At 32.9% G+C, this 23,501-nt stretch carries 18 protein-coding genes; 16 read left to right on the plus strand and 2 right to left on the minus strand.

The features are described 5' to 3' along the window. The first annotated feature begins 68 nt into the window (after positions 1–68). From ACFQ1R_RS10280 to ACFQ1R_RS10295, 4 genes are all read left to right on the plus strand, one after another. Positions 69–818 carry a prolipoprotein diacylglyceryl transferase gene (locus tag ACFQ1R_RS10280; RefSeq protein ID WP_379926080.1) on the plus strand — a complete coding sequence of 250 codons (750 nt, stop codon included), beginning with the start codon at positions 69–71 and terminating at the stop codon, positions 816–818. A gap of 96 nt (positions 819–914) precedes the next feature. Beyond that, positions 915–2,309 carry a radical SAM protein gene (locus ACFQ1R_RS10285; RefSeq protein ID WP_379926081.1) on the plus strand — a complete coding sequence of 465 codons (1,395 nt, stop codon included), beginning with the start codon at positions 915–917 and terminating at the stop codon, positions 2,307–2,309. Beyond that, a complete protein-coding gene (locus tag ACFQ1R_RS10290) occupies positions 2,306–2,470 on the plus strand; it encodes a hypothetical protein (RefSeq protein WP_379926082.1) in 165 nt (54 codons plus the stop codon). The genes ACFQ1R_RS10285 and ACFQ1R_RS10290 overlap by 4 nt, the downstream gene beginning before the upstream one ends. Positions 2,471–2,483: 13 nt before the next feature. After that, on the plus strand, positions 2,484–2,678 hold the full coding sequence (locus tag ACFQ1R_RS10295; protein ID WP_379926083.1) for a hypothetical protein: 195 nt from the start codon (positions 2,484–2,486) through the stop codon (positions 2,676–2,678). 3 nt (positions 2,679–2,681) lie between these two features. On the opposite strand, the gene ACFQ1R_RS10300 is transcribed toward ACFQ1R_RS10295, so the two are convergent. Then, on the minus strand, positions 2,682–5,120 hold the full coding sequence (locus ACFQ1R_RS10300; protein WP_379926084.1) for a TonB-dependent receptor plug domain-containing protein: 2,439 nt from the start codon (positions 5,118–5,120) through the stop codon (positions 2,682–2,684). 225 nt (positions 5,121–5,345) lie between these two features. On the opposite strand from ACFQ1R_RS10300, the gene lepA reads away from it, so the two are divergent. From lepA to ACFQ1R_RS10325, 5 genes are all read left to right on the plus strand, one after another. Continuing rightward, positions 5,346–7,142 carry a translation elongation factor 4 gene (lepA, locus tag ACFQ1R_RS10305; protein WP_379926085.1) on the plus strand — a complete coding sequence of 599 codons (1,797 nt, stop codon included), beginning with the start codon at positions 5,346–5,348 and terminating at the stop codon, positions 7,140–7,142. A 243-nt stretch (positions 7,143–7,385) separates the two neighbouring features. Then, complete coding sequence (locus tag ACFQ1R_RS10310; protein WP_379926086.1) at positions 7,386–8,792, plus strand: glycogen synthase; 1,407 nt, start codon at positions 7,386–7,388, stop codon at positions 8,790–8,792. Positions 8,793–8,798: 6 nt separating this feature from the next. After that, positions 8,799–10,064 carry a glucose-1-phosphate adenylyltransferase gene (locus ACFQ1R_RS10315; protein WP_379926087.1) on the plus strand — a complete coding sequence of 422 codons (1,266 nt, stop codon included), beginning with the start codon at positions 8,799–8,801 and terminating at the stop codon, positions 10,062–10,064. 3 nt (positions 10,065–10,067) lie between these two features. Next, on the plus strand, positions 10,068–11,975 hold the full coding sequence (gene glgB / locus ACFQ1R_RS10320; RefSeq protein WP_379926088.1) for a 1,4-alpha-glucan branching protein GlgB: 1,908 nt from the start codon (positions 10,068–10,070) through the stop codon (positions 11,973–11,975). A 141-nt stretch (positions 11,976–12,116) separates the two neighbouring features. Beyond that, positions 12,117–14,519, plus strand: coding sequence for a glycoside hydrolase family 31 protein (locus ACFQ1R_RS10325; RefSeq protein WP_379926089.1), 2,403 nt, complete (start codon positions 12,117–12,119; stop codon positions 14,517–14,519). Between the two features lie 4 nt (positions 14,520–14,523). On the opposite strand, the gene ACFQ1R_RS10330 is transcribed toward ACFQ1R_RS10325, so the two are convergent. Continuing rightward, positions 14,524–16,371 (minus strand): cation:proton antiporter, encoded by a 1,848-nt coding sequence (locus ACFQ1R_RS10330; protein ID WP_379926090.1) that lies wholly within the window; start codon positions 16,369–16,371, stop codon positions 14,524–14,526. 258 nt (positions 16,372–16,629) lie between these two features. Here ACFQ1R_RS10330 and ACFQ1R_RS10335 point away from each other — a divergent pair, with 258 nt between their 5' ends. The 7 genes from ACFQ1R_RS10335 to ACFQ1R_RS10365 all read left to right on the plus strand — a co-directional run bounded on the left by ACFQ1R_RS10335 (position 16,630) and on the right by ACFQ1R_RS10365 (position 23,500). Further along, entirely contained in the window at positions 16,630–17,490 is an 861-nt protein-coding gene (locus tag ACFQ1R_RS10335; protein WP_379926091.1) for an MBL fold metallo-hydrolase, read from the plus strand. 26 nt (positions 17,491–17,516) lie between these two features. Then, on the plus strand, positions 17,517–19,124 hold the full coding sequence (locus ACFQ1R_RS10340; protein WP_379926092.1) for a S8 family peptidase: 1,608 nt from the start codon (positions 17,517–17,519) through the stop codon (positions 19,122–19,124). Positions 19,125–19,227: 103 nt separating this feature from the next. Next, a complete protein-coding gene (locus tag ACFQ1R_RS10345; protein ID WP_379926093.1) occupies positions 19,228–21,030 on the plus strand; it encodes a M1 family metallopeptidase in 1,803 nt (600 codons plus the stop codon). Between the two features lie 124 nt (positions 21,031–21,154). Beyond that, the gene (locus ACFQ1R_RS10350) at positions 21,155–21,886 is read left to right on the plus strand and encodes a sulfite exporter TauE/SafE family protein (protein ID WP_379926094.1); all 732 of its coding nucleotides are present in this window, start codon (positions 21,155–21,157) and stop codon (positions 21,884–21,886) included. A 96-nt stretch (positions 21,887–21,982) separates the two neighbouring features. Beyond that, entirely contained in the window at positions 21,983–22,312 is a 330-nt protein-coding gene (locus tag ACFQ1R_RS10355) for an ArsR/SmtB family transcription factor (RefSeq protein ID WP_379926095.1), read from the plus strand. 49 nt (positions 22,313–22,361) lie between these two features. Continuing rightward, positions 22,362–22,829: a DUF6428 family protein gene (locus ACFQ1R_RS10360; protein WP_379926096.1), complete on the plus strand. Its 468-nt coding sequence runs from the start codon at positions 22,362–22,364 to the stop codon at positions 22,827–22,829. Between the two features lie 38 nt (positions 22,830–22,867). Next, a complete protein-coding gene (locus ACFQ1R_RS10365) occupies positions 22,868–23,500 on the plus strand; it encodes an arsenate-mycothiol transferase ArsC (protein WP_379926097.1) in 633 nt (210 codons plus the stop codon). Position 23,501 lies beyond the last annotated feature (1 nt).

Consider the following 23,501-nt stretch of genomic DNA (forward strand, 5'->3'; position numbering starts at 1 on the left):
GATGCAAAATTACATTTTTTTAAGTAAATGTTTATCTTCATTTTTTTTAACTCTAAATCATACTCTTTTTGAAAATTCCTTTTGAACCGATTTTATTTGGTTATCACATTAATATTCACCTAATATTAGAATACTTAGCCTTCTTTTTGGCTTTTAGATACTATATTTATTTAAGAAAAGGAAGTGTAGACTCGATTTCTTCATTAAACAGATTATCAATTATCCTTGGTGCTGCTATTGGTGCTTTAATTGGCTCTCGATTAATGGGTTTTTTAGAAAATCCATTAATTGAATTTTCCAAAGAAAACATTATTCAATTATTAAATACCAAAACTATTATGGGCGGTTTGTTTGGTGGTTTATTGGGTGTGGAACTTGCTAAAAAACTGATTGGTGAAAAACAATCGTCTGGTGATTTATTTGTGTTTCCTATCATTCTAGGCATTTTTATTGGTAGAATTGGTTGTTTTTTATCTGGTATTAATGAGTTTACTTATGGAAAACAAACCTCGTTTTTTACTGGTATGGACTTGGGCGATGGTATTTTACGCCACCCTACATCGCTTTATGAATTGGTGTTTTTAATTTTTCTATTCTTTTTTTTGAAATATATAAAGAACCATTTCAATTTAAAAAATGGAAACTTATTTAAGGTTTTTATGCTTTGTTATTTTGGTTTTCGCTTTTGTATTGAATTTTTAAAACCCAATGTTTTTTATGTATTCGGACTAAGCAGTATTCAAATATTATGCATAATTTGTTGGCTTTATTACCACAGCTTTACTGTTAAGTTAATAGATAGCTTGAAGGTGCGTTAGGGATTGAACGGTTTGTTTGAGCTCGCCGACAAAGGAGGCAGCGAGTAGTGATAGCCCGACCTTTAGGTAACGCCCAAATTATAAAAAAATTAAACTATGCCTGTTAGGAATTATACCTATTACGATTTTACCTTAAGCTTATGCCCCGAGTGTTTGCGACGTGTTGATGCTAAAATTGTGTTTGAAAATGGCAATGTGTATATGCTAAAACGCTGTAATGAACATGGCAATAGCAAGGTGTTGATTGCTGATGATATTGAGTACTACAAAAACATACGTAACTATAATAAACCTAGCGAAACACCATACACGTTTAACACCAAAACACATTATGGTTGCCCATATGATTGTGGTTTGTGTCCAGACCACGAGCAGCATAGTTGTTTAACCGTTGTAGAGGTTACAGATAGGTGCAATTTAACTTGCCCAACCTGTTACGCAGGTTCGTCGCCCACCTATGGAAGGCACCGAACTTTAGATGAAGTTAAGAAAATGCTCGACACCATTGTTAAAAATGAAAAAGAGCCAGATGTAGTGCAAATTAGTGGTGGCGAGCCAACCATACATCCACAATTTTGGGAGATTTTAGATTATGCGAATACGCTGCCTATTAGGCATTTAATGCTAAATACTAATGGTATTAAAATAGCAAAAGATATCGCTTTCGCGGAAAAACTAAAAACCTATGCGCCCGATTTTGAAGTTTATTTACAATTCGATTCGTTTGAAAATAGCGTTTTGCAAGAACTTCGTGGTGCCGATTTAAGCGATATTAGGATGAAAGCGCTTGAACATTTGAATGCTGTAAACCTATCCACAACATTAGTTGTTACACTTCAAAAAGGGCTGAATGACCATGAAATTGGAAAAATAATAGACTTTGCGCTACAACAAAAATGTGTGCGTGGTGTTACGTTTCAACCTACTCAAATTGCTGGTCGTTTGGAACATTTTAATCCTGAAACCGATAGAATGACGCTAACCGAAGTACGCCGAAAAATATTGGAGCAATCGCCTATTTTTAATCCAGACGATTTGCTTCCTGTACCGTGCAACCCAGATGCATTGGTGATGGGTTATGCTTTAAAATTAGAAGGCGAAGTATTTCCGTTAACGCGCTATATTAACCCAAACGATTTGTTGGATAACAGTAAAAACACTATTATTTATGAGCAAGATGTTTCGCTTCAAGGAAAAATGATTGAGCTTTTTAGTACCGGAAATTCGGTTGAGGTTGCTGAAGAAAATCTAAAAAGCATTATGTGTTGTTTACCAAATATTGATGCGCCAAACTTAGGGTATGATAATTTATTTCGTATTATTATCATGCAATTTATTGATGCTTACAACTTTGATGTGCGTGCCATAAAAAAATCGTGTGTGCATATTGTTGATAAAGACTATAAAATAATTCCTTTTGAAACCATGAATTTGTTTTATAGGGATGATAAAAAAGAGCGTTTAGAAGAATTAAAAAAAGAAATAATTTGACCATTTTAGCTATTTTATTAATACTTAGTCCTGCTATTTTACTAACAATTATTGGGTTTGAAAAAAAACAAGAGAAAGACAAGAATGCTAACGTATTCTTTATTACAGCTACTATTTACGTTTTAATAGGTATTGGTTTTTGTGGAAGTTTAATATTATAAATACAAAAAAAAGATGATTTTAGAAGTCGGAAATTTAGATGGTATATTTGTTTTAATATTAGGCATCATGTTTGGTCCTGCTATTTTATTAGCCTTAATAGGAGCAACCTATCAAAAAAACAATAAAAAAACCGCAAAAAACTTCTTTATTCTTGCTGCTGTTTATGTAATTATTAGCCTAGGTATTTGTGGTAGCATGTTAGCTTAACTTTTATTTTTCAATTACATAATCCGTTTTCAAAACAATAGGAATACCACTAGCTGTAATACCCTCTAAACTTACTTTTACCTTGGTTTGAACATCACTATTACTATATGTGGTTTGAAATATGCCCGTTTTTTCGTTTGGAAAAATATACGGGTTCCAATATAATGTGTTGCGTACAGCTAGTTTAGAATCTGTTTCAAAAGATGTTGTTTCCAAATTTGGTGTATAAAATACCCGTGCGTTGTAAAAACCTTCTACTGTTTCTTTTATAGAATGAAATACTTTTTTAGACTGTACATTAGCCGACGGATCTTTGGTATAAATAGCTATAACACCATTTGCACCTTCTGAACCAAAAATGGCGGCACTTGGACCTTTTATGGCATCAATTCTTTCAACATTATCTGGCAATACAAAGGTTAACTGAGATGGGTCGTTTAATGGAAATCCATCTACAATAATATGTGCTGCACCGTTAAACCTCATAAACCGAATAGTATCGCCATCAACCATAACACCTGGTATTTTGTATTGAATAAGTTGGTAAATATCATTAAAAACAGGTGTTTCATCGCCTACAACATAGCTAAAATCTGGCATGCCATATAAACTTGGTGTTTTGTTTTTCTTTTTGGCTATAATTTCAACCTCATCAAGTACATTTTCTGGTGCAACACCATACATTACATACTTTTTATATATGTTTTCTTTTATGGTATTTGTTGTAGTATCGGTAAACGTTAGTGCTTTCTTGTTAATGTCTACCTTCATAGGTGGTTTTTCTACTGGGTAATATATTATTTCACCATTGCTTTTGCCTTTTTCGTTTTTTGAATTTAAAAACATAGTTGTTTTTCCATAAAACATTAGGTTATCAAACTTAAAACCACCGTTAGAATTTGTAACTGTATTAGAAATATTCAAACCGTTTTTATTCATTAAAGCCAACGTAATATTACTATTTGCTTTTGGTTTATTGCCTAAAAGTTGCTTTACGTTTCCTGCTATAATAAAGCTTTTCTCAACGCTATAACGAATGCTGTCTTGTGGTTGGGGTATTGTTTTCCATATAAAATCGCGCCAACCTTGTGTTAAAAGCAATAAATCTAAATGTTCTAAACGTTTGGTGTTGCTTATATCAAAATAATAACTTGGATTATATACTTTTCCTCTAATATCAGATTCCATTAAAAAATAAGAACTTATGGTTGTTGAATAATCCTTTTCGTCTTTTATACCATTGGTATCTGTACAACTTAATGAAAAACTTGCGGGTGTAACATCGCCATTTTTTGTTTTAGATGATACCGTAACTGTTACTTTCTCGGCAGGTTTATATATTTTTTTATCGGTAGTTAAATCTACCTGTACATCATGTTCTTTTTCAATAAAAAACAACCGTTCGCTATGGGGTTTAGCATTAGCATCATACAAAGTTACTTGGGTTATACCTTCAGGAAAATCGCTATTATTTAACTGAAATGATACTGCTGTTTGCGTTAATGGTTGTGTGCCTTCAAAATAAGTAATACCTCTTGTGGTACAAATTAAAGTAAGTGCTTCATTAGGTTTTTGCGATAAGGTTTCTTGATTGGTTTTTATGGTGACAACATCTTTATCACTAATTTTTTTAAAACTTAATAAATAGCCTGTTTCTTGTGCGCTTGGAAATGAAACTTTTATTGGCGCTTCATTTAACGCTGAAACTTCTGCATAATAGTTTTTGCCTTTTAAAGGTTTAAATGGAAATTTACCCATACCATTATGTTTTGTTATAAATAATGCTACCAAAGCACCATTTGATTCAAAAACTTTGCCTTTTACTTCAATTGGTTTTCCGTTTGTATCTTCAGCTTTAAACGCTACTATACTTTCAACGTCATTTACTAGCGAACCACCTTCAGGGAAAAATTGCACACTAAATGTGTTTTCTAAAGCTTCGTTTAAATTATTAGCAATTGGCTTGGGATTATCTAATTTGCTTAGTTTAGCTTCACTTTTATTAAAAACATCAATAATTTCAATGTCTTTTTTAAAAACAAAATCGGTTCCAAAATTTCTACTAAAATTGGTGTAAGCTCTTAATTGATACGTTCCGGCTTTTTTAACACCTAAAGAATCTACTAATTCAAAATCGCCATTTCCCAAACCTTCAAATAATCTTGTTTTATTTCGGGCAATTATTTTAGAGTCGGGCGATATTAATTCTACATACAAAATATTACTTTCACTGTAAAGCAGGTGGTTATAAGCATAAACCGAGTAAACCTTATACCATAACGATTCGCCAAGTGTATACGTTGTTCTATCGGTATGTATATAAACTTTTTCTAAGCGAGGAATAGACTTATTTTCTTGAGCATGAAAAGAAAGGATTGAAATAACACATACTAAAAAACACGTTATTAGTTGCTTTGTTTCTCTATTTAAAAAGTTCAACATTTAATATTTGGCTGTATTAATTAGATTTTGGTTAATACTAACAGAACTAAGACTTTAAAAGTATGTAAAAGTTTAATGTAATGCACCATAAATATAGTATTCGCATTACATTTTAAGTCACATTTATCGCTAGAAGTCTATTTTTATAAGCTATAAATATTATTTACACGTAAACAATCTTAAAACATCTATATTTGCAAATTAAATTAGGATAGAATTTCCTTTATGAAGAATATTAGAAACTTTTGCATCATTGCACATATAGATCACGGTAAGAGTACGCTTGCAGACCGTTTGTTGGATTTCACAGGTTCTGTGACTGAAAGAGAAAAACAAAACCAATTACTAGATAATATGGATTTGGAGCGCGAACGTGGTATTACCATTAAGTCGCACGCTATTCAAATGGATTATACGTATAAAGGAGAACAATATATTTTAAATTTAATTGACACACCTGGTCACGTCGATTTCTCCTATGAAGTATCACGTTCTATCGCTGCATGCGAAGGCGCATTACTTATTGTTGATGCAGCGCAAAGTATTCAGGCGCAAACCATTTCTAATCTTTATTTAGCTTTAGAAAACGATTTAGAAATTATTCCAATTCTTAATAAAGTCGATTTACCAAGCGCCAACCCAGAAGAAGTTACCGATGATATTGTAGATTTATTAGGCTGCAACCCAGAAGATGTTATTCACGCAAGTGGAAAAACAGGTTTTGGAGTTGATAATATTTTAGCAGCGGTTATTGAACGCATTCCTGCGCCAAAAGGTGACCCAAATGCACCATTGCAAGCTTTAATTTTTGATTCTGTTTATAACACCTTTAGAGGTATTGAAACCTATTTTAGGGTTTTTAATGGTGAAATTAAAAAAGGTCAAAAAATAAAATTCGTTGCTACCGATAATGAGTATTATGCCGATGAAGTAGGAACCTTAAAACTAACCCAAGTTGCCAAACAAAGTGTAAAAACAGGTGATGTGGGTTATTTAATAACAGGTATTAAAACCGCTAAAGAAGTAAAAGTTGGTGATACTATTACAGATTTTAACAACCCAACCACCAACATTGTAGAAGGATTTGAAGATGTAAAACCAATGGTTTTTGCGGGTATATATCCTGTTGATACAGAAGATTATGAAGAACTTCGCAGCTCAATGGAAAAACTACAATTAAACGATGCATCGTTAGTATTTACACCAGAAAGTTCGGCAGCATTAGGTTTTGGTTTCCGTTGTGGATTTTTAGGCATGCTTCATATGGAAATAATCCAAGAACGATTAGAGCGCGAGTTTGATATGACCGTGATAACCACTGTTCCCAACGTGTCGTACCACGCATTTACAAACAAAAACCCAGACGAGGCTTTTATTGTAAACAACCCGTCAGATTTACCAGATCCTTCAACCGTAAACCGCGTAGAAGAGCCTTACATTAAAGCAACCATTATTACCAAATCAGATTTTATTGGTAACGTTATGTCGTTATGTATTGAAAAACGCGGCATTGTTACGAATCAAACCTATTTAACACCAGAACGTGTTGAACTAACTTTTGAAATGCCTTTAGCTGAAATTGTATTCGATTTTTATGATAGATTGAAAACCGTTTCAAAAGGTTATGCCTCGTTTGATTATCATCCAATAGGCATGAAAGTTTCTAAATTGGTGCGTTTAGATATTTTATTAAATGCGCAACCTGTTGATGCACTATCTGCTTTAATACATGCCGATAATGCACAAAACATTGGTAAAAAAATGTGCGAAAAATTGAAGGAGTTAATTCCGCGCCAGCAATTTGACATTCCTATACAAGCGGCAATTGGTGCCAAAATTATTTCTAGAGAAACTATTAAAGCACTTCGTAAAGATGTAACTGCTAAATGTTATGGTGGAGATATTTCGCGTAAACGTAAACTTTTAGAGAAACAAAAGAAAGGTAAAAAACGTATGCGTCAAGTAGGTAACGTTGAAATACCGCAACAAGCATTTATGGCGGTATTAAAATTGAATGACTAATAAAACCTAATATTTTCTAAGTTTTCTTTAAAAACAGTCTTATAAAAACTTTTAAAAAACTTGAAGCACCAACCATCTGCAAAAATTTGATTGCATGATTGTTAGTATTTCAAGTTTTATTTTAACATTTATTATTGAATTTTTCACTTAATAAGCAATCCTCAATAATTTCTTCAAAAATTATTTTCGTTAAAATTGTTGCATAATATTTTTGTAAGTTTATGAACTAAGCAAAATTATTTCATGACAATTACCCATATTAGTGCAGAATGTTACCCAGTAGCTAAAGTTGGCGGACTTGCAGATGTTGTTGGTGCTTTACCTAAGTACCAAAACAGTGCTAGTATATCTTCACAAGTTATCATGCCTTTTTATGATAATAAGTTTACTAAAGAAAATGTGTTTTCTTCTATTTTTTCAAGTGAAATTTTATTAGGCAACACACCTATAGAATTTAATGTTTTGGTTTTAAAAGAAAAACCATTAGACTTTGATATCTTTTTTATTGATATTCCTGAATTATTATTTAAAGAATACGTATATTCTTTTGATGATACCGAACGTTTTTTAGCATTTCAAATAGCTGTTTTAGATTGGATGCTTTCTTGGGAAAAACACCCAGATATTATACATTGTCATGACCACCATACGGGCTTAATTCCGTTCATGCTTCAAGAAAGTTATAAATATGAAACTTTTAGAAAAATACCCAATATTCTAACCATACATAATGCGCAATACCAAGGCTGGTTTTCGCACTCAAAAGTGGGCTTAATACCACCATTTAATTTTGATCATGTTGGGTTGCTAGATTGGGGTGGTACAATAAACCCGTTAGCCGCAGCAATAAAATGTGCATGGCGAGTTACAACAGTTTCACCAAGCTATATGGAAGAATTAAAAGCTGCTGCCAATGGTTTGGAAAGTTTACTAAGTGCAGAAAGTGGTAAATGCTCTGGTATTTTAAACGGTATAGATACCGATGTATGGAATCCTGAAACAGACCATTACATAATAAAAAATTACAGCATTAAAACCGTTAACGCTGGCGCTGAAGCAAATAAAAAACATCTTTGCGATACTTTTAATTTAGATTTTAACAAACCCCTTTTTGCATTTATTGGCAGATTAGTTGATGAAAAAGGTTCTGATTTATTTCCAGAGGTTTTTAAACTGGCGCTACAAAACAACAATCTTAATATATTATTGCTAGGTTCTGGAAATCCTTTTGTTGAAGAAGAGCTAAAAAACCTAAAAAATGACTATATTGGTACATACGATGCTTTTATAGGTTATGATGAAAAACTATCGCACATTATTTACTCTGGTGCCGATTTTTTACTTATGCCTTCGCGCGTTGAACCTTGTGGTTTAAACCAAATGTATGCTTTAAGATATGGCACCATTCCTATTGTAAGAAGTATAGGTGGCTTAAAAGATACCGTTATTGATATTTCAGAAACTAACGGATTTGGCATTTGCCATGAAAATGTTACCGTTTTAGAAATTGTTAATGCCATTAACCGAGGCATTATACTTTATGAAAACCAACCAGAATACAAAAAAATAAGAACTAGCATCATGAATATTGACCATTCATGGCATGTTTCAGCAAAAGAATACATTAATTTATATAACTCCATAAACTAACTAATTATGATTAACAATAAGGTTCTAGCCATCATTTTAGGTGGCGGTCAAGGTTCTAGACTACACCCATTAACAGAAGAACGTTCTAAACCAGCTGTACCAATAGCCGGAAAATACAGGTTAGTAGATATCCCAATTTCAAACTGCATTAATGCAGATATCAAACGTATGTTTGTATTAACCCAGTTTAATTCTGCTTCCTTAAACCGTCATATAAAAGACACTTATCATTTTAGTTTTTTTAGTAGTGCATTTGTAGATGTGCTTGCTGCAGAACAAACACCAGGAAACAAAGGCTGGTTTCAAGGAACTGCCGATGCTGTTCGCCAAAGCATGCATCACTTTTTAAGACACGATTTTGAATACGCGTTAATCCTTTCGGGCGATCAATTGTATCAAATGGACTATGATAAAATGATTGAAGCACATGAAAAAAGTAATGCTGAAATTTCAATTGCAACCATTCCTGTAAATGCAAAAGATGCTACATCTTTTGGCATATTAAAAGCCAACGATGAAAATATAGTAACATCATTCATTGAAAAACCAGACGCAAGTTTACTACCAGATTGGACTTCGGAAGTTAGCCCTGAAATGAAACATGAAGGTCGCGACTATTTAGCATCTATGGGTATTTATATTTTTAATAAAGACCTGTTAGTAGATTTAATGAGCAACCCATCTACCAACGATTTTGGAAAAGAAATTATCCCTCAATCTATAGGAGATCATAAAACATTAAGTTTTCAATATGAAGGGTATTGGACTGATATAGGTAATATCGATTCATTTTTCGAAGCGAATATTGGCTTAACAGAAGATATTCCTAAATTCGATTTATACGATAAAACCAAACGTATATACACACACGCCCGCATGTTGCCAACTACAAAACTAGCTGGTACAACTTTAGAAAAAACCGTTATTGCTGAAGGTTGTTTAATTGCGGCAGCTAAAATAGAACAATCTGTTATAGGTGTTCGATCAAGAATTGGTAAAGAATCAACCGTAATTAAAACCTATATGATGGGTAGCGATTACTACGAAACACTTCTTGAAATTGATAAAAAGAAAATAAAAATATTAATGGGTATTGGTGAGCGATGCTTTATTAAAAACGCTATTCTCGATAAAAATTGTCGTATAGGAGATGACGTAAGAATTAATGGTGGAAATCATTTAGAAGACACAGAAACAGATACATACGCTATTAAAGACGGCATTGTAGTAATTAAAAAAGGAGCAACCATCCCTAGCGGATTTGTAATTTAAAATATGGCACAAGTAAAAGTTTATAGTCTATTTACAGACTTCGATATTAACCTTTTTAAAGCAGGTAAACACTATAGGCTTTATCAAAAATTTGGATCTCATATTACAACTGTTGATGGTATAGAAGGCACTTATTTTGCAGTTTGGGCGCCAAGTGCAAAACAAGTTTCTGTAATTGGCGATTTTAACTATTGGATCGAAGGTGAACACCAACTAAATGTACGTTGGGATAGTAGCGGTATTTGGGAAGGTTTTATTCCTTTTGTTGGCAAAGGCAATGTCTATAAATATAAAATTGAAAGTCATAATAATGGTATAAAAACTGAAAAGGCCGATCCATACGCACGTCGTTGCGAGCATCCACCAAAAACAGCTTCTATAGTTTGGGACGATTCCTATAAATGGAAAGATACCGAATGGATGAAAAAGCGTAAAAAACACAATGCTTTGGATGCGCCATATTCCGTTTACGAAGTACATTTAGGTTCATGGAAACGCCACTTAGAAGAAGACCGTTTTTTATCGTATTACGAACTTGCAGACGATTTAGTGAACTACGTAAAAAACATGAACTTTACCCATGTAGAACTCATGCCTATTATGGAATACCCATACGATCCATCTTGGGGTTACCAACTTACAGGTTATTTTGCACCAACATCGCGCTTTGGCTATCCTGAAGAATTTAAATATTTAGTTGATAAACTCCATCAAAACGATATAGGTATTATTCTAGATTGGGTTCCTTCTCATTTTCCTGAAGACGCACATGGATTAGGGTTTTTTGATGGTTCATGTTTATATGAACATCCTGATAAACGCAAAGGCTATCACCAAGACTGGAAAAGTTTAATTTTTAATTATGAACGCAACGAAGTAAAATCGTTTTTAATAAGTAATGCTGTTTTTTGGATGGAACAATACCATGCTGATGCATTGCGTGTTGATGCGGTAGCTTCCATGTTGTTTTTAGATTATTCAAGAGAAGATGGTGAATGGGAACCAAACATATATGGTGGTCGTGAAAATTTAGCAGCCATAGCGTTTCTAAAAGAGCTAAATCAAGAAATTTATGCATCATTTCCAGATGTGCAAACCATTGCTGAAGAATCTACCGCATTTCCAGGCGTTTCAAAACCAGTATTTTTAGGTGGTTTAGGCTTTGGTATGAAGTGGATGATGGGCTGGATGCACGATACACTTGAGTACTTTGGAAAAGACCCAATTTACAGAAAATACCACCAAAACGATATTACATTTAGTTTAGCCTATGCCTTTTCAGAAAATTTTATGTTGCCACTATCACATGATGAAGTGGTTTATGGCAAAAATTCAATTTTAGGTAGAATGCCAGGTGATGAATGGCAACGTTTTGCAAATTTACGCCTACTATTTGGCTACATGTTTACACATCCAGGTACCAAATTAGCTTTTATGGGAGCAGAATTTGGACAATATAATGAATGGAATTTTCAAGAAAGTTTAGATTGGAATTTATTAGAATTTGAACCTCATAAAAACTTTCAAAATTACTACAAAGCCTTGAATGGGTTTTATAAATCAACACCTGCCTTATTTGAAAAAGCTTTTTCTGGTGAAGGTTTTGAATGGATTAGTTATGATGACCATGAAAATTGTGTGATATCATACATAAGAAAAGGCAAAACGCCCGAAAATAATGTAATTGTGGTTTGTAACTTAACACCTACTGTTAGAAAAAAATATAAAATAGGTATTCCTAACAGCGGTAAACTTGTTGAGGTGTTTAACAGCGATTCTAAAGATTTTGGAGGTAGCGATGTTTCAAACAAAAAAGCAATAACTATTAAAAAACAATCATGGAATGGTAAAGAATATTCAGCAGAAATTACACTACCACCATTGGCTATAACTGTTTTTCAAATTAATTAGCAAAATCATTGAGATTTATCAAATTAGCAACCTGTAATTTTACATAAAATGAAAAATTACAGGTTGCTTTTTGCTAAAAACAAGCCTTTTACCTGCTTTTATTTTAGTATTTTCGCTCTAATTAATCATTAGCATTTTTTTATGATATTAAATACAGAACTAGAATACAAAGGGAACTTATTCCCATCAAAAATAATTTCTTATAAAAAAAACTTAGACACATTATCATTCACTTCAGAAAACAATGTAGTCCTTCAAATTACAGTACAGCGCGATAGTATTTTAAGATTTAGATATACAACAACTGGTATTTTTGAAAAAGATTTCTCTTATGCCATTACAAAATACGCTAGTAGAGGCTATAATTTTCTTGAAATTACTGAAGACGACGATAAATACATTATTACCACTTCAAAAATTATATGTCACGTAGCAAAAATAGACATGCGAACTGCACTTTATGATGCTAAAGACAAAACATTAATATGTGAAGACGAATTAGGCTTTCATTGGGAAGAAAGTTATGAATTTGGAGGCGATATTGTTAAAATGTCTAAAATAGCACAAGAAGGCGAAAGTTATTACGGTTTAGGCGATAAGCCAGTTGATAATAACCTAAAAGGAAAACGTTTTGAAAACTGGGTAACCGATTCTTATGCCTATGGTAAGAATACCGACCCAATTTATAAAGCCATTCCATTTTATACAGGCTTACATCATAAAAAATCGTATGGTATCTTTTTTGACAACAGTTTTCGTTCGTTTTTCGACTTTTGTAGCGAACGCAGAAACATAACAAGTTTTTGGGCTCAAGGTGGCGAAATGAATTATTATTTCATTTATGGCCCAGAAATGGCAGATGTTGTATCAATTTACACCGATTTAACTGGAAAACCACACGAATTACCAGCATTATGGACTCTTGGTTACCATCAATGTAAATGGAGTTATTATCCAGAATCGAAAGTAAAAGAAATTACAGGTAAATTTAGAGAATTACAAATCCCGTGTGATGCTATTTATTTAGATATTGATTATATGGAAGGTTTTAGATGCTTCACTTGGAGTAAAGAATACTTTCCAGACCCAAAACGCATGGTAAAAGAACTGGCGGATGATGGTTTTAAAACCATAGTAATCATCGATCCAGGAATCAAAATAGATAAAGAATATTCCGTTTTTAAAGAAGGCTTAGAGAAAGATTATTTCTGTAAACGTGCAGATGGTCCATATATGAAAGGAAAAGTATGGCCTGGGGAATGTTATTTCCCAGATTTTACCAACCCTGAAGTACGCGAATGGTGGTCTGATTTGTTTAAAGAACTCGTTGAAGATATAGGCGTGAAAGGTGTTTGGAACGATATGAACGAACCTGCGGTTATGGATGTTCCTGGAAAATCATTTCCAAACGATGTAAGACATGATTATGATGGCAACCAATGTAGCCACCGTAAAGCACACAATGTGTATGGCATGCAAATGGCAAGAGCAACCTACCAAGGGCTTAAAAAATTCGCATATCCTAAAAGACCTTTTGTTATTACAAGAGCAGCCTATTCAGGCACACAACGCTATACATCTAGCTGGACGGGTGATAATGTAGCGTCTTGGGAACATTTAACCATTGCAAACATTCAAGCACAACGTATGTGTATGTCTGGATTTTCATTTATAGGATCGGATATAGGTGGATTTTGCGAACAACCAAATGGCGAATTATATGCTAGATGGATACAGTTAGGTATTTTCCATCCATTTTGCAGAACACACTCTTCAGGCGACCATGGCGATCAAGAACCTTGGGCATTTGGAAAAAACATTACCGATGTAGTAAGAAAGTTTATTGAAATAAGATATCAATTACTACCCTACTTATATACCGCTTTTTGGAGATATGCTAATGAAGGTGTGCCAATTTTAAAATCACTTGTGTTATTTGATCAAGCAGATACGCACACGCATTATAGAAACGACGAGTTTATTTTTGGTGAAAAAATATTAGCTTGCCCTATTACAGAGCCAAATGCTAAAGGAAGACGCATGTATTTCCCTGTTGGAGATTGGTATAATTTCTGGAATAACGAAGTACTAGAAGGTGGCCAAGAACTTTGGGTTGATGCCGATTTAGATAGCATGCCTATATTTGTAAAAGCGGGTTCTATTATACCTAAGTACCCAATTCAACAATATGTTGGTGAAAAAACAATAGATGAACTTATTTTAGATGTTTACTATAAATTGGGTGAGGAAACCTCGCAAGTTTTTGAAGATGCCCAAGATGGATACGATTACATAAAAGGCAGATATAGCCTAAGAAATTTTAAACTTGTTGGTAAAGAAAACAATGTAATTATTCAGCAATTTAAATCTGGTAAATACATAACACCTTATGAAACTTTAAAAATTAAGCTTCATGGCTTACCGTTTAAAATTTCAAAAATTCAAATAGATAACGAAGAAGCATTATTTGAAGATGTAAAACTTAATGGTGATAATACCATAATAGTTAATAAAGAGTTTACAGAGCTTCATATTATAGCTTAAGCGGTTACATACCGCTTCGCTTAGATTTATTAGAAAAAGGCTTACCAAGATATACCAACTTATAGCCTTTTTCTATTTTATCTATAGCTTTATTATATGATGAAATTATTTCCAAAACGCCTCGTTTGTCTTTAACTAATAAAGGAATGGAGTCTACTTCATTATTTGTAATTTCAATAAGCTCATCATAATGTTCTCTGCTTTTCAATTCAATTTCATGAATTTCAGGGTATTTTCTAGCTACTTCTGTTAAAGAAATATAATTGTCTGTATGCGAAAATAAGCCTTCTTTAGGGCTATGATCTGGATTATACATCTCATCTGAAGTTATAAGTCTATACGATCCTGTTTCACCAAATTGAACAGAAAATTTATTTATAGCATATTCATTAATGTCGGCACTTCCTGTTAAAGCCATTAAAAACCCTACATCATTAAGTTCAATATTATCTTCTAACTCATCAGAATATATATCGGTGTTAATAGCTTCCAAACCGGCTTCTTGAGCTAGTTGTATATTATTTTGGTTGCTATCAATTAAAACAACATGCCTACCATTATCTTCTAAATAGCGCCCAATTAATCTTGAAAATTGAGATGCACCTACCATTAATATACCTTCAGAACGTTTTAAAAACACACCTATTATTCTTGCAAAAGGTCGTGCTGTGGTAGCGTTTAAAAGTACAGTTCCTAAAACAATCATAAACACCAAAGGTGTAATGTATTCGGCACCTGCAACACCTTGTTTTAGTAATTTACTACCAAAAAGAGACGCGATACCTGCTGCTACTATTCCTCTTGGTCCTACCCAGCTTATAAAAAGTTTTTCGTTGAACTTTAATGTAGAACCCAGCGTACACAGAAAAACACTTAATGGCCTAATTACAAAAACTACTATTACAAAAAGCACAGCCGTTTTCCAGGTATAAAGCAGTAGCAAATCGTCCATATTTATATTTGCCGCAAGCAAAATAAATAATATGGAAATAAGTAAAACGCTTATAGATTCTTTAAAGTAAAGTAGTTCTTTTATGTTATCTAATTTACCATTTCCTAAAACCATACCCATTACCACAACCGCTAACAAACCCGATTCGTGAGCAAAAATTTCCGATTCAACAAAAACCAATAACACCGTTGAAAGCGATACTACATTTAAAAGGTAGTGTGGTATAAAATTTCTATTTATAGCAAACGCTAAAGCATGAGCAAACGTAAACCCAAAGGTTGTTCCAAAAAGAACAATTTTTCCAAATTCTACTAAAGCTGTTCTTGTAAAACCACTATCGCCTTCAACACTTATAAACTCGAATACTAATACTGCAACTAAAGCACCTATTGGGTCTATTAATATACTTTCCCATTTTAAAACGGTAGATACGTCTTTTTTTAACGGAATGTTTCTTAAAATGGGCGTTATAACAGTTGGTCCTGTTACAATTATTAAACCTGCAAACAAAAAGGAAATATCTAAACTTAAATTAAAAAGTAAATGGGCTGTAATTCCTGCTGAAAAAAAAGTAATAGCAGAACCTAACGTAATTAGTTTAGTAATAACCGGTCCTACATTTTTTATTTCAGAACGCTTTAAGGTTAAACCGCCTTCAAAAAGAATGATACTAATGGCTAGCGATACAAAATAAAACAAGCCATCACCAGGAAAAAGTCCTTTTGTACCATTCCAAACGGGTTCAATCCATTTACTACCATCTTCATTTATATAAGTAGCAGCAATAGGACCTACTAGTAACCCAATTAAAATTAGAGGTAAAATGGCTGGAATTTTAAACTTCCAAGCAACCCACTGTGCCAAAATACCTAAAATAATAATGCCCGCTAGTTCTATCATATGCTAAATTTTTTGTTAAAATACTAATAAAAACGAGAAACCATATTCAAACATCAACATATTCTTATAGTTGAAGGTGTTTAAGTTTTTATTAAAACACGTCTCAAATTAAAAACTTTGAAACGAAAGTACAAACAAAAAACAGAAACTTATCGGAGTGTTGTTTTTTTACTAAAAACCAATTTTCATTAATTATTTCTTAACAAAATATTAATTTTGCACTTAAATCATTAAGCTTTTATTAATTTTGAAATCCCTATGAATTTATATCCAATAGAGTCTGGAAACTTTAAGTTAGATGGTGGTGCTATGTTTGGCGTAGTGCCAAAATCTATTTGGCAAAACACCAACCCTGCCGATGCTAATAATATGATTGATTTAGCGGCACGTTGCTTACTTATTGAAGATGGAAATCGCCTTATTTTAATAGATACAGGCATGGGTACAAAACAATCAGATAAATTTTATGGTTACTATCACCCATGGGGAAATCACACTTTAGATGGTTCGCTAAAAAAACAGGGGTTTCATCGTGATGATATTACCGATGTATTCATGACGCATTTACATTTTGACCATTGTGGTGGAAGCATCCAATGGAATAAAGATAAAACTGGCTATGAACCCGCTTTTAAAAATGCTCATTTTTGGAGTAATGAAGCACATTGGCAATGGGCAACACAACCCAATAACCGTGAAAAAGCATCATTTTTAAAAGAGAATATTTTACCTATGCAAGATTGTGGGCAACTTAAATTTACCTCTGCTCCAACAGAAGATATGCTTATTAACTCAGAACTTGGTTTTGATATTTTTTTTGCAAATGGACATACCGATAAGCAAATGATTCCGCTTATTAAATACAAAGACAAAACCATAGCTTATATGGCCGACTTATTGCCTACTGTTGGGCATTTACCTCTGCCCTATGTTATGGGTTATGATACCAGACCATTATTAACTTTAGACGAAAAAGAAAAATTTCTAAATATAGCCGCATCAGAAAACTATTATTTATTTTTAGAACACGATGCCCACAATGAAATTATAACTGTGACTAAAACTGAAAAAGGGGTCAGATTAAAAGATACCTTTACTTCTCAAGATATTTTCCTATAAAAAGTGACTAATTCAAATACAAACAAATGAAAACAATTAAAATGATGATAACTACGGCTGTAGTTGCCGTATTATTTTCTGGCTGTGGTGGAACCGCCAATATTCTTTCAACCCCTATTGAAAATATAGATAGTTCGCCTTTAAAAGTTTCAGAATTAACTGAAAATGAAAAACATAACTGGGGACATTTAGATTTAGCAAAAGATACCATTCCGGGTATGAGTGTTGATAAAGCCTATAATGAACTTATTAAAAACAAAAAAGGAAACACTGTAATTGTTGCGGTTATAGATTCTGGTATTGATATTGACCATGAAGACTTAAATGATGTGATTTGGACAAACAAAGGCGAAATTCCAAACAACGGAAAAGATGATGATAACAATGGTTATATTGACGATGTACATGGTTGGAATTTTTTAGGTGATGGTTATAACGAACAACTAGAATATATTCGAATTTTAGCAAAAGGTGATGCGTCTAACCCTGATTACGCAAAAGCCGAAGCATTATACAACAAAGAATACCAAAAATATTTAGGTCTTAAAACAAACTACGAGCAAGTTTTACAACAAATAAATACAGCAGATGAAACCTTAATTAAACATTTAGGTAAAAAAGACTATACAAAAGCCGAGGTTAATGCCATTAAAACTGAAGATGCCGATTTAAATAAGGCGGTACAAATAGCAAAATACATGTACAACAACGGTATGGAATCTTTAGCTGATGCTAAAAAAGAACTTAATGAAGGGTTAGAAAGTTTTAACGACCGCTTAAACTACAACCTAAACAAAACCTTTAACGGGCGTGTAACTGGTGATGATGCCGATAACATGAACAATAAATTTTATGGTAATGGCAATGTAAAACCTGTTAAAAAAAGCGAAAGTCATGGCACACACGTAGCAGGTATTATTGCTGCAGAACGCAATAACGGTAAAGGCGCTAACGGTGTTGCAAATAATGTAAAAATAATGTCTATTAGAACAGTACCTAACGGTGATGAGTATGATAAAGACGTTGCTTTAGCTATACGTTACGCTGTTGATAATGGTGCAAAAGTAATAAACGGAAGCTTTGGAAAAAGTTTTTCACCGCATAGTGATTGGGTAAGAGAAGCTATTAAATATGCAAGCGATAAAGATGTCGTTTTTGTACATGCTGCTGGAAATGATAGCAACAATGTTGATGTTGAAGCAAATTTTCCTGATGATAACGTAAACTTTCAAGAAATTTCAAACACATACATTAGAGTTGGTGCTTTAGAGCCTAAATATGGTTCTAATTTAGTTGCTGGTTTTTCTAACTACGGAAAACAAAATGTTGATGTATTTGCGCCTGGTGCTAAAGTATATTCTACAACACCAGAAAACGAGTACGACACTAAAGGAGGTACATCTATGGCTGCTCCTGCAGTTGCTGGTGTTGCAGCGTTAATTCGTTCGTATTATCCAAAATTAACAGCTGCCCAAGTAAAACAAATTATTATGGACTCTGGTTTACCTATAAAAACTAAAGTAGTGGTTGGTGGTGATACAAACAACGTAAAACCTTTTACTGATTTATCTAAATCTGGAAAAATAGTTAATGCTTATAATGCCTTAATTATGGCAGCAAAAGCGTCTATGTAATTTTCGTTTTTATTTTAAATTTTTCAATTAATTATCACATAAAAATAGATTTTGAGCCAAATTCAAAATCTATTTTTATTATCTCTAAGCTTATTATAAACAAATGAAACAAATCGTTCTTTCAATACTTTGTATTTCAATAGTTACTTTTTGTAGTACAGCGCAAAACCAAGCAACTTCAGGTTATTGGCAACAACATGTCGATTATAAAATGGATATTGATATGGATGTAAAAACCTATCAATACAACGGGAAACAAACATTGGTTTATACTAACAATTCTCCCGATGTTTTAAACCGAGTATATTACCATTTATACTTTAACGCCTTTCAACCTGGTAGTGAAATGGATGTACGTTCGCGTACCATAGCAGATCCAGATGCTAGAGTTGGCAACCGTATAAGCAAATTACAACCTAATGAAATTGGATACCTAAAAGTAAATACATTAAAACAAAACGGCGTTTCTTTAAAATATGAAACTGTAGGCACAATTTTAGAAGTTGTTTTAAATAAACCTATTCAACCAAGCGAAAGCGTTACTTTCGAAATGGATTTTGATGGTCAAGTACCAGTACAAATACGTCGTTCTGGTAGAAACAACAAAGAAGGCGTAGCATTATCAATGACGCAATGGTATCCAAAACTAGCAGAATACGATTTTGAAGGTTGGCACGCCGACCCATATATTGGTCGCGAATTTCATGGTGTTTGGGGCGATTTTGATGTGAAAATATCCATCGATAAAAATTATATTTTAGGCGGTACAGGTTATTTACAAAACCCTAACGATATAGGAAATGGCTATGAAACTGGCGAGGTAAAAAAGACAAAAGGCAAAAAATTTACATGGCATTTTGTAGCACCAAAAGTACACGATTTTACTTGGGCTGCCGATCCAAATTATGTTCACGATACCATGCAAGTGCCTGATGGTCCATTACTTCATTTTTTCTACAAAAACACGCTTTCCGAAGAACAAAAAAACAACTGGAAAAAAATGCAACCTAAAACAGTTGAATTAATGCAATATTACAGTAAACATATTGGAAAGTATCCGTACAACCAGTATTCTGTAATACAAGGTGGCGATGGTGGTATGGAATATGCCATGTGTACCTTAATAACGGGCGAACGTAAATACGGAAGTCTAGTTGGTGTTACTGCTCACGAATTGGCACATACCTGGTTTCAGTTTTTATTAGCCACCAACGAATCGAAACACGAATGGATGGATGAAGGTTTTACAAGTTACATAAGCGATTATGCTATGAACGAGATAATGTATGAAGGTAAAAAAAATCCAACCGAAAGTGCTTATAAATCATATATCGCACTAGCAAAATCTGGAAAAGAACAACCACTTACCACGCATGCTGACAGATACAACTTTAACAGTACTTATAGTACTTCTGCGTATAATAAAGGTGAAGTGTTTTTAGCCCAATTAGGTTATGTTATAGGTGAAGAAAATTTGAAGCAAACCATTAAAAAGTATTTTAATGATTTTGCATTTAAACACCCAACACCAAACGATATTATTCGCACTGCCGAAAAAGTATCTGGCTTAGAACTAAATTGGTATTTAACCGATTTTGCACAAACCACCAATACTATTGATTATGGCGTAAAAACCATAGAAGGAAACAGCATTACTTTAGAACGTATTGCTTTAATGCCAATGCCTATTGATGTAACAGTAACCTATACTGATAATACCACCGAAGATTTTTACATTCCTTTACAAATGATGCGTGGTGAAAAACCAACAACAGCTACCATAATAAAAGATTGGGCTTGGGCATATCCTACTTATACTTTTGAAACCAAAAAAGCAGTAAAAAGTGTAGAAATAGACCCAAAAAACGAAATAGCAGACATTAATAAAGACAATAACAAAAAGTAATTTTTGTTACTTAAAATTTTAAACCCGCTTTATTAATTTAAAGCGGGTTTTTTGTACTACAAAAATCACTAAAAAACCTTAACTTAGTTAATTATCAATTCTTTATAGCCATTGGCTAACTTTGATGAAAGATATTAACTATGTTTTTTTACTTCTAGCGCTAGTTGCAGAAATAATTGGCACTATTGGTGGCTTTGGTTCATCTGTTTTTTTTGTTCCAATAGGTAATTTTTATTTCGATTTTTATTCCATTTTAGGTTTAACAGCCATATTTCATTTATCTAGTAATTTGAGTAAAATTTTTTTGTTTAAAAAAGGTATTAATAAAAGACTTTTATTAACTATTGGCATTCCTTCAGTTGTATGTGTAATTGTTGGTGGCTTTCTTTCAAAGCTTCTAAACACCCGTTTTTTAGAATTATTTTTAGGCTTATTTTTAGCTGGTTTAAGCATGTTCTTTTTAATAAAAAGCAAACTCGTTATTGCTGCTACCAATAAAAACGGTATTGTTGGAGGTGCATTGTCAGGCTTTTCGGCGGGTTTATTAGGTACTGGTGGCGCCATAAGAGGCTTAACAATGGCTGCTTTTAATTTAGAAAAAAGTGTGTTTATTGCTACATCAGCATTTATAGATTTTATGATAGATTTTTCAAGAACCTTTGTGTATTACAACAATGGCTACATACATAAACACGACTTAAAATATGTTCCTTTTTTGCTAATTATAGGCTTCGTAGGTTCGTATATTGGAAAGAAAATTTTAGTTTATATACCACAATCAAAATTCAGGAAATTATCTTTATACTTAATTCTTCTTATAGGAATTGCAACCATAATTCAACAATTTATTAAATAATTACACGGTAATTTCTTAAAAATTCATTTAAAAACGCAACACTTTTTTGCAAATTCAACTATTAATCGTAATATTGCAATATAATAATAAATAACTATGGGATTAGCTAAAACTGAAATGTTTACCGATTTACAAAACGAAATTGCACTTTTTGCTAAAGTTTTTGGGCATCCTGCTAGAGTAGCCATTTTAGAACACTTATTTAAAATTAATACCTGTGTTTGTGGCGATTTAGTAAACGAAATTGGTTTAGCACAACCTACTATTTCACAGCATTTAAAGGAGTTAAAACATTTAGGTCTTATTAAGGGCAACGTAGAAGGCACAAGTGTTTGTTATTGTATAAACACAGAAAATTGGACTTACATGAAAGAAGTTATGCTTAAATTTCTAGACCAAGACCTACAAAAAACAAGTTGTTGCTAAAAAAATTTGAAAACATTAATCGTATAATCGCAATAAACAAATATTAATTATGAAACTTTCAGAAATTAAAACAGAATTAAAACTATTGAATCAAATTGCATTTCAATTGCCTAACGGAACTTTGGTGCCTAGTCATTTTCATGTAACTGAAATTGGGAAAATAACTAAAAATTTTATTGATTGTGGTGGCACACTTCGTAATGAAACCGTTGTAAATTTTCAACTTTGGAACGCTAACGATTACAACCACCGTTTACACCCTGAAAAGCTTTTAAACATTATCGAACTTTCAGAAAAAGTATTAAACATTGAAGATTTAGAAATTGAAGTAGAATACCAAGGTCAAACTATTGAAAAATTTGGATTGGATTTCAATGGTGAAAATTTCTTATTAACAAGCAAAAAAACCGATTGTTTGGCTAAAGATAATTGTGGTATTCCTGTTGAAAAACAAAAAGTTAACATGGCAGATTTAACTGCTGAACCTTGCTGCTCGCCAGACGGAAACTGTTGTTAACAAAATAGTTATATCATAAAACATAAACTTCAAAAAAAATGACTACAACCCAATCATCCTTATTTTCAGAAATTGAAAAAATTATAAAAAGTTTAAAACCTGAAACAATTACAGAAGAGCGTCAAAGCATTTTACAACCCTTAGTAGATTTTATTCAGTTAAAAAACACAAATAACGAAGCCATTCGCATCAATTTTATTTGCACGCACAACTCACGCAGAAGTCATTTATCTCAAGTTTGGGCTCAAACAATGGCAGCTTATTTTAATATAAAAAACGTGTTTTGTTTTTCTGGTGGAACAGAAGCTACAGCGTTATTTCCTGTAGTAGCAAAAACATTGGAAAATACAGGCTTTAAAGTTGTAGCCATTTCAGAAGGTAAAAATCCTATTTATGCTATAAAATATGCTGAAAATGAGCATCCTATTGTTGGGTTTTCTAAAAAATATGACGATGCATTTAATCCTGTTTCCGGGTTTGCTGCCGTCATGACATGTTCACAAGCCGATGGTGGTTGCCCGTTTATAGCTGGTGCGGAAAAAAGAATTGCTATCACTTTTGATGATCCAAAAGCGTTTGATGGTACACCACTTCAAACTGAAAAATATAATGAAAGAAGTTTACAAATTGCAACCGAACTTTTTTATGTTTTCTCACAAATAAAAGCATAAC

This window comes from Mariniflexile jejuense (genome assembly GCF_042675665.1).
GTDB lineage: Bacteria > Bacteroidota > Bacteroidia > Flavobacteriales > Flavobacteriaceae > Mariniflexile > Mariniflexile jejuense.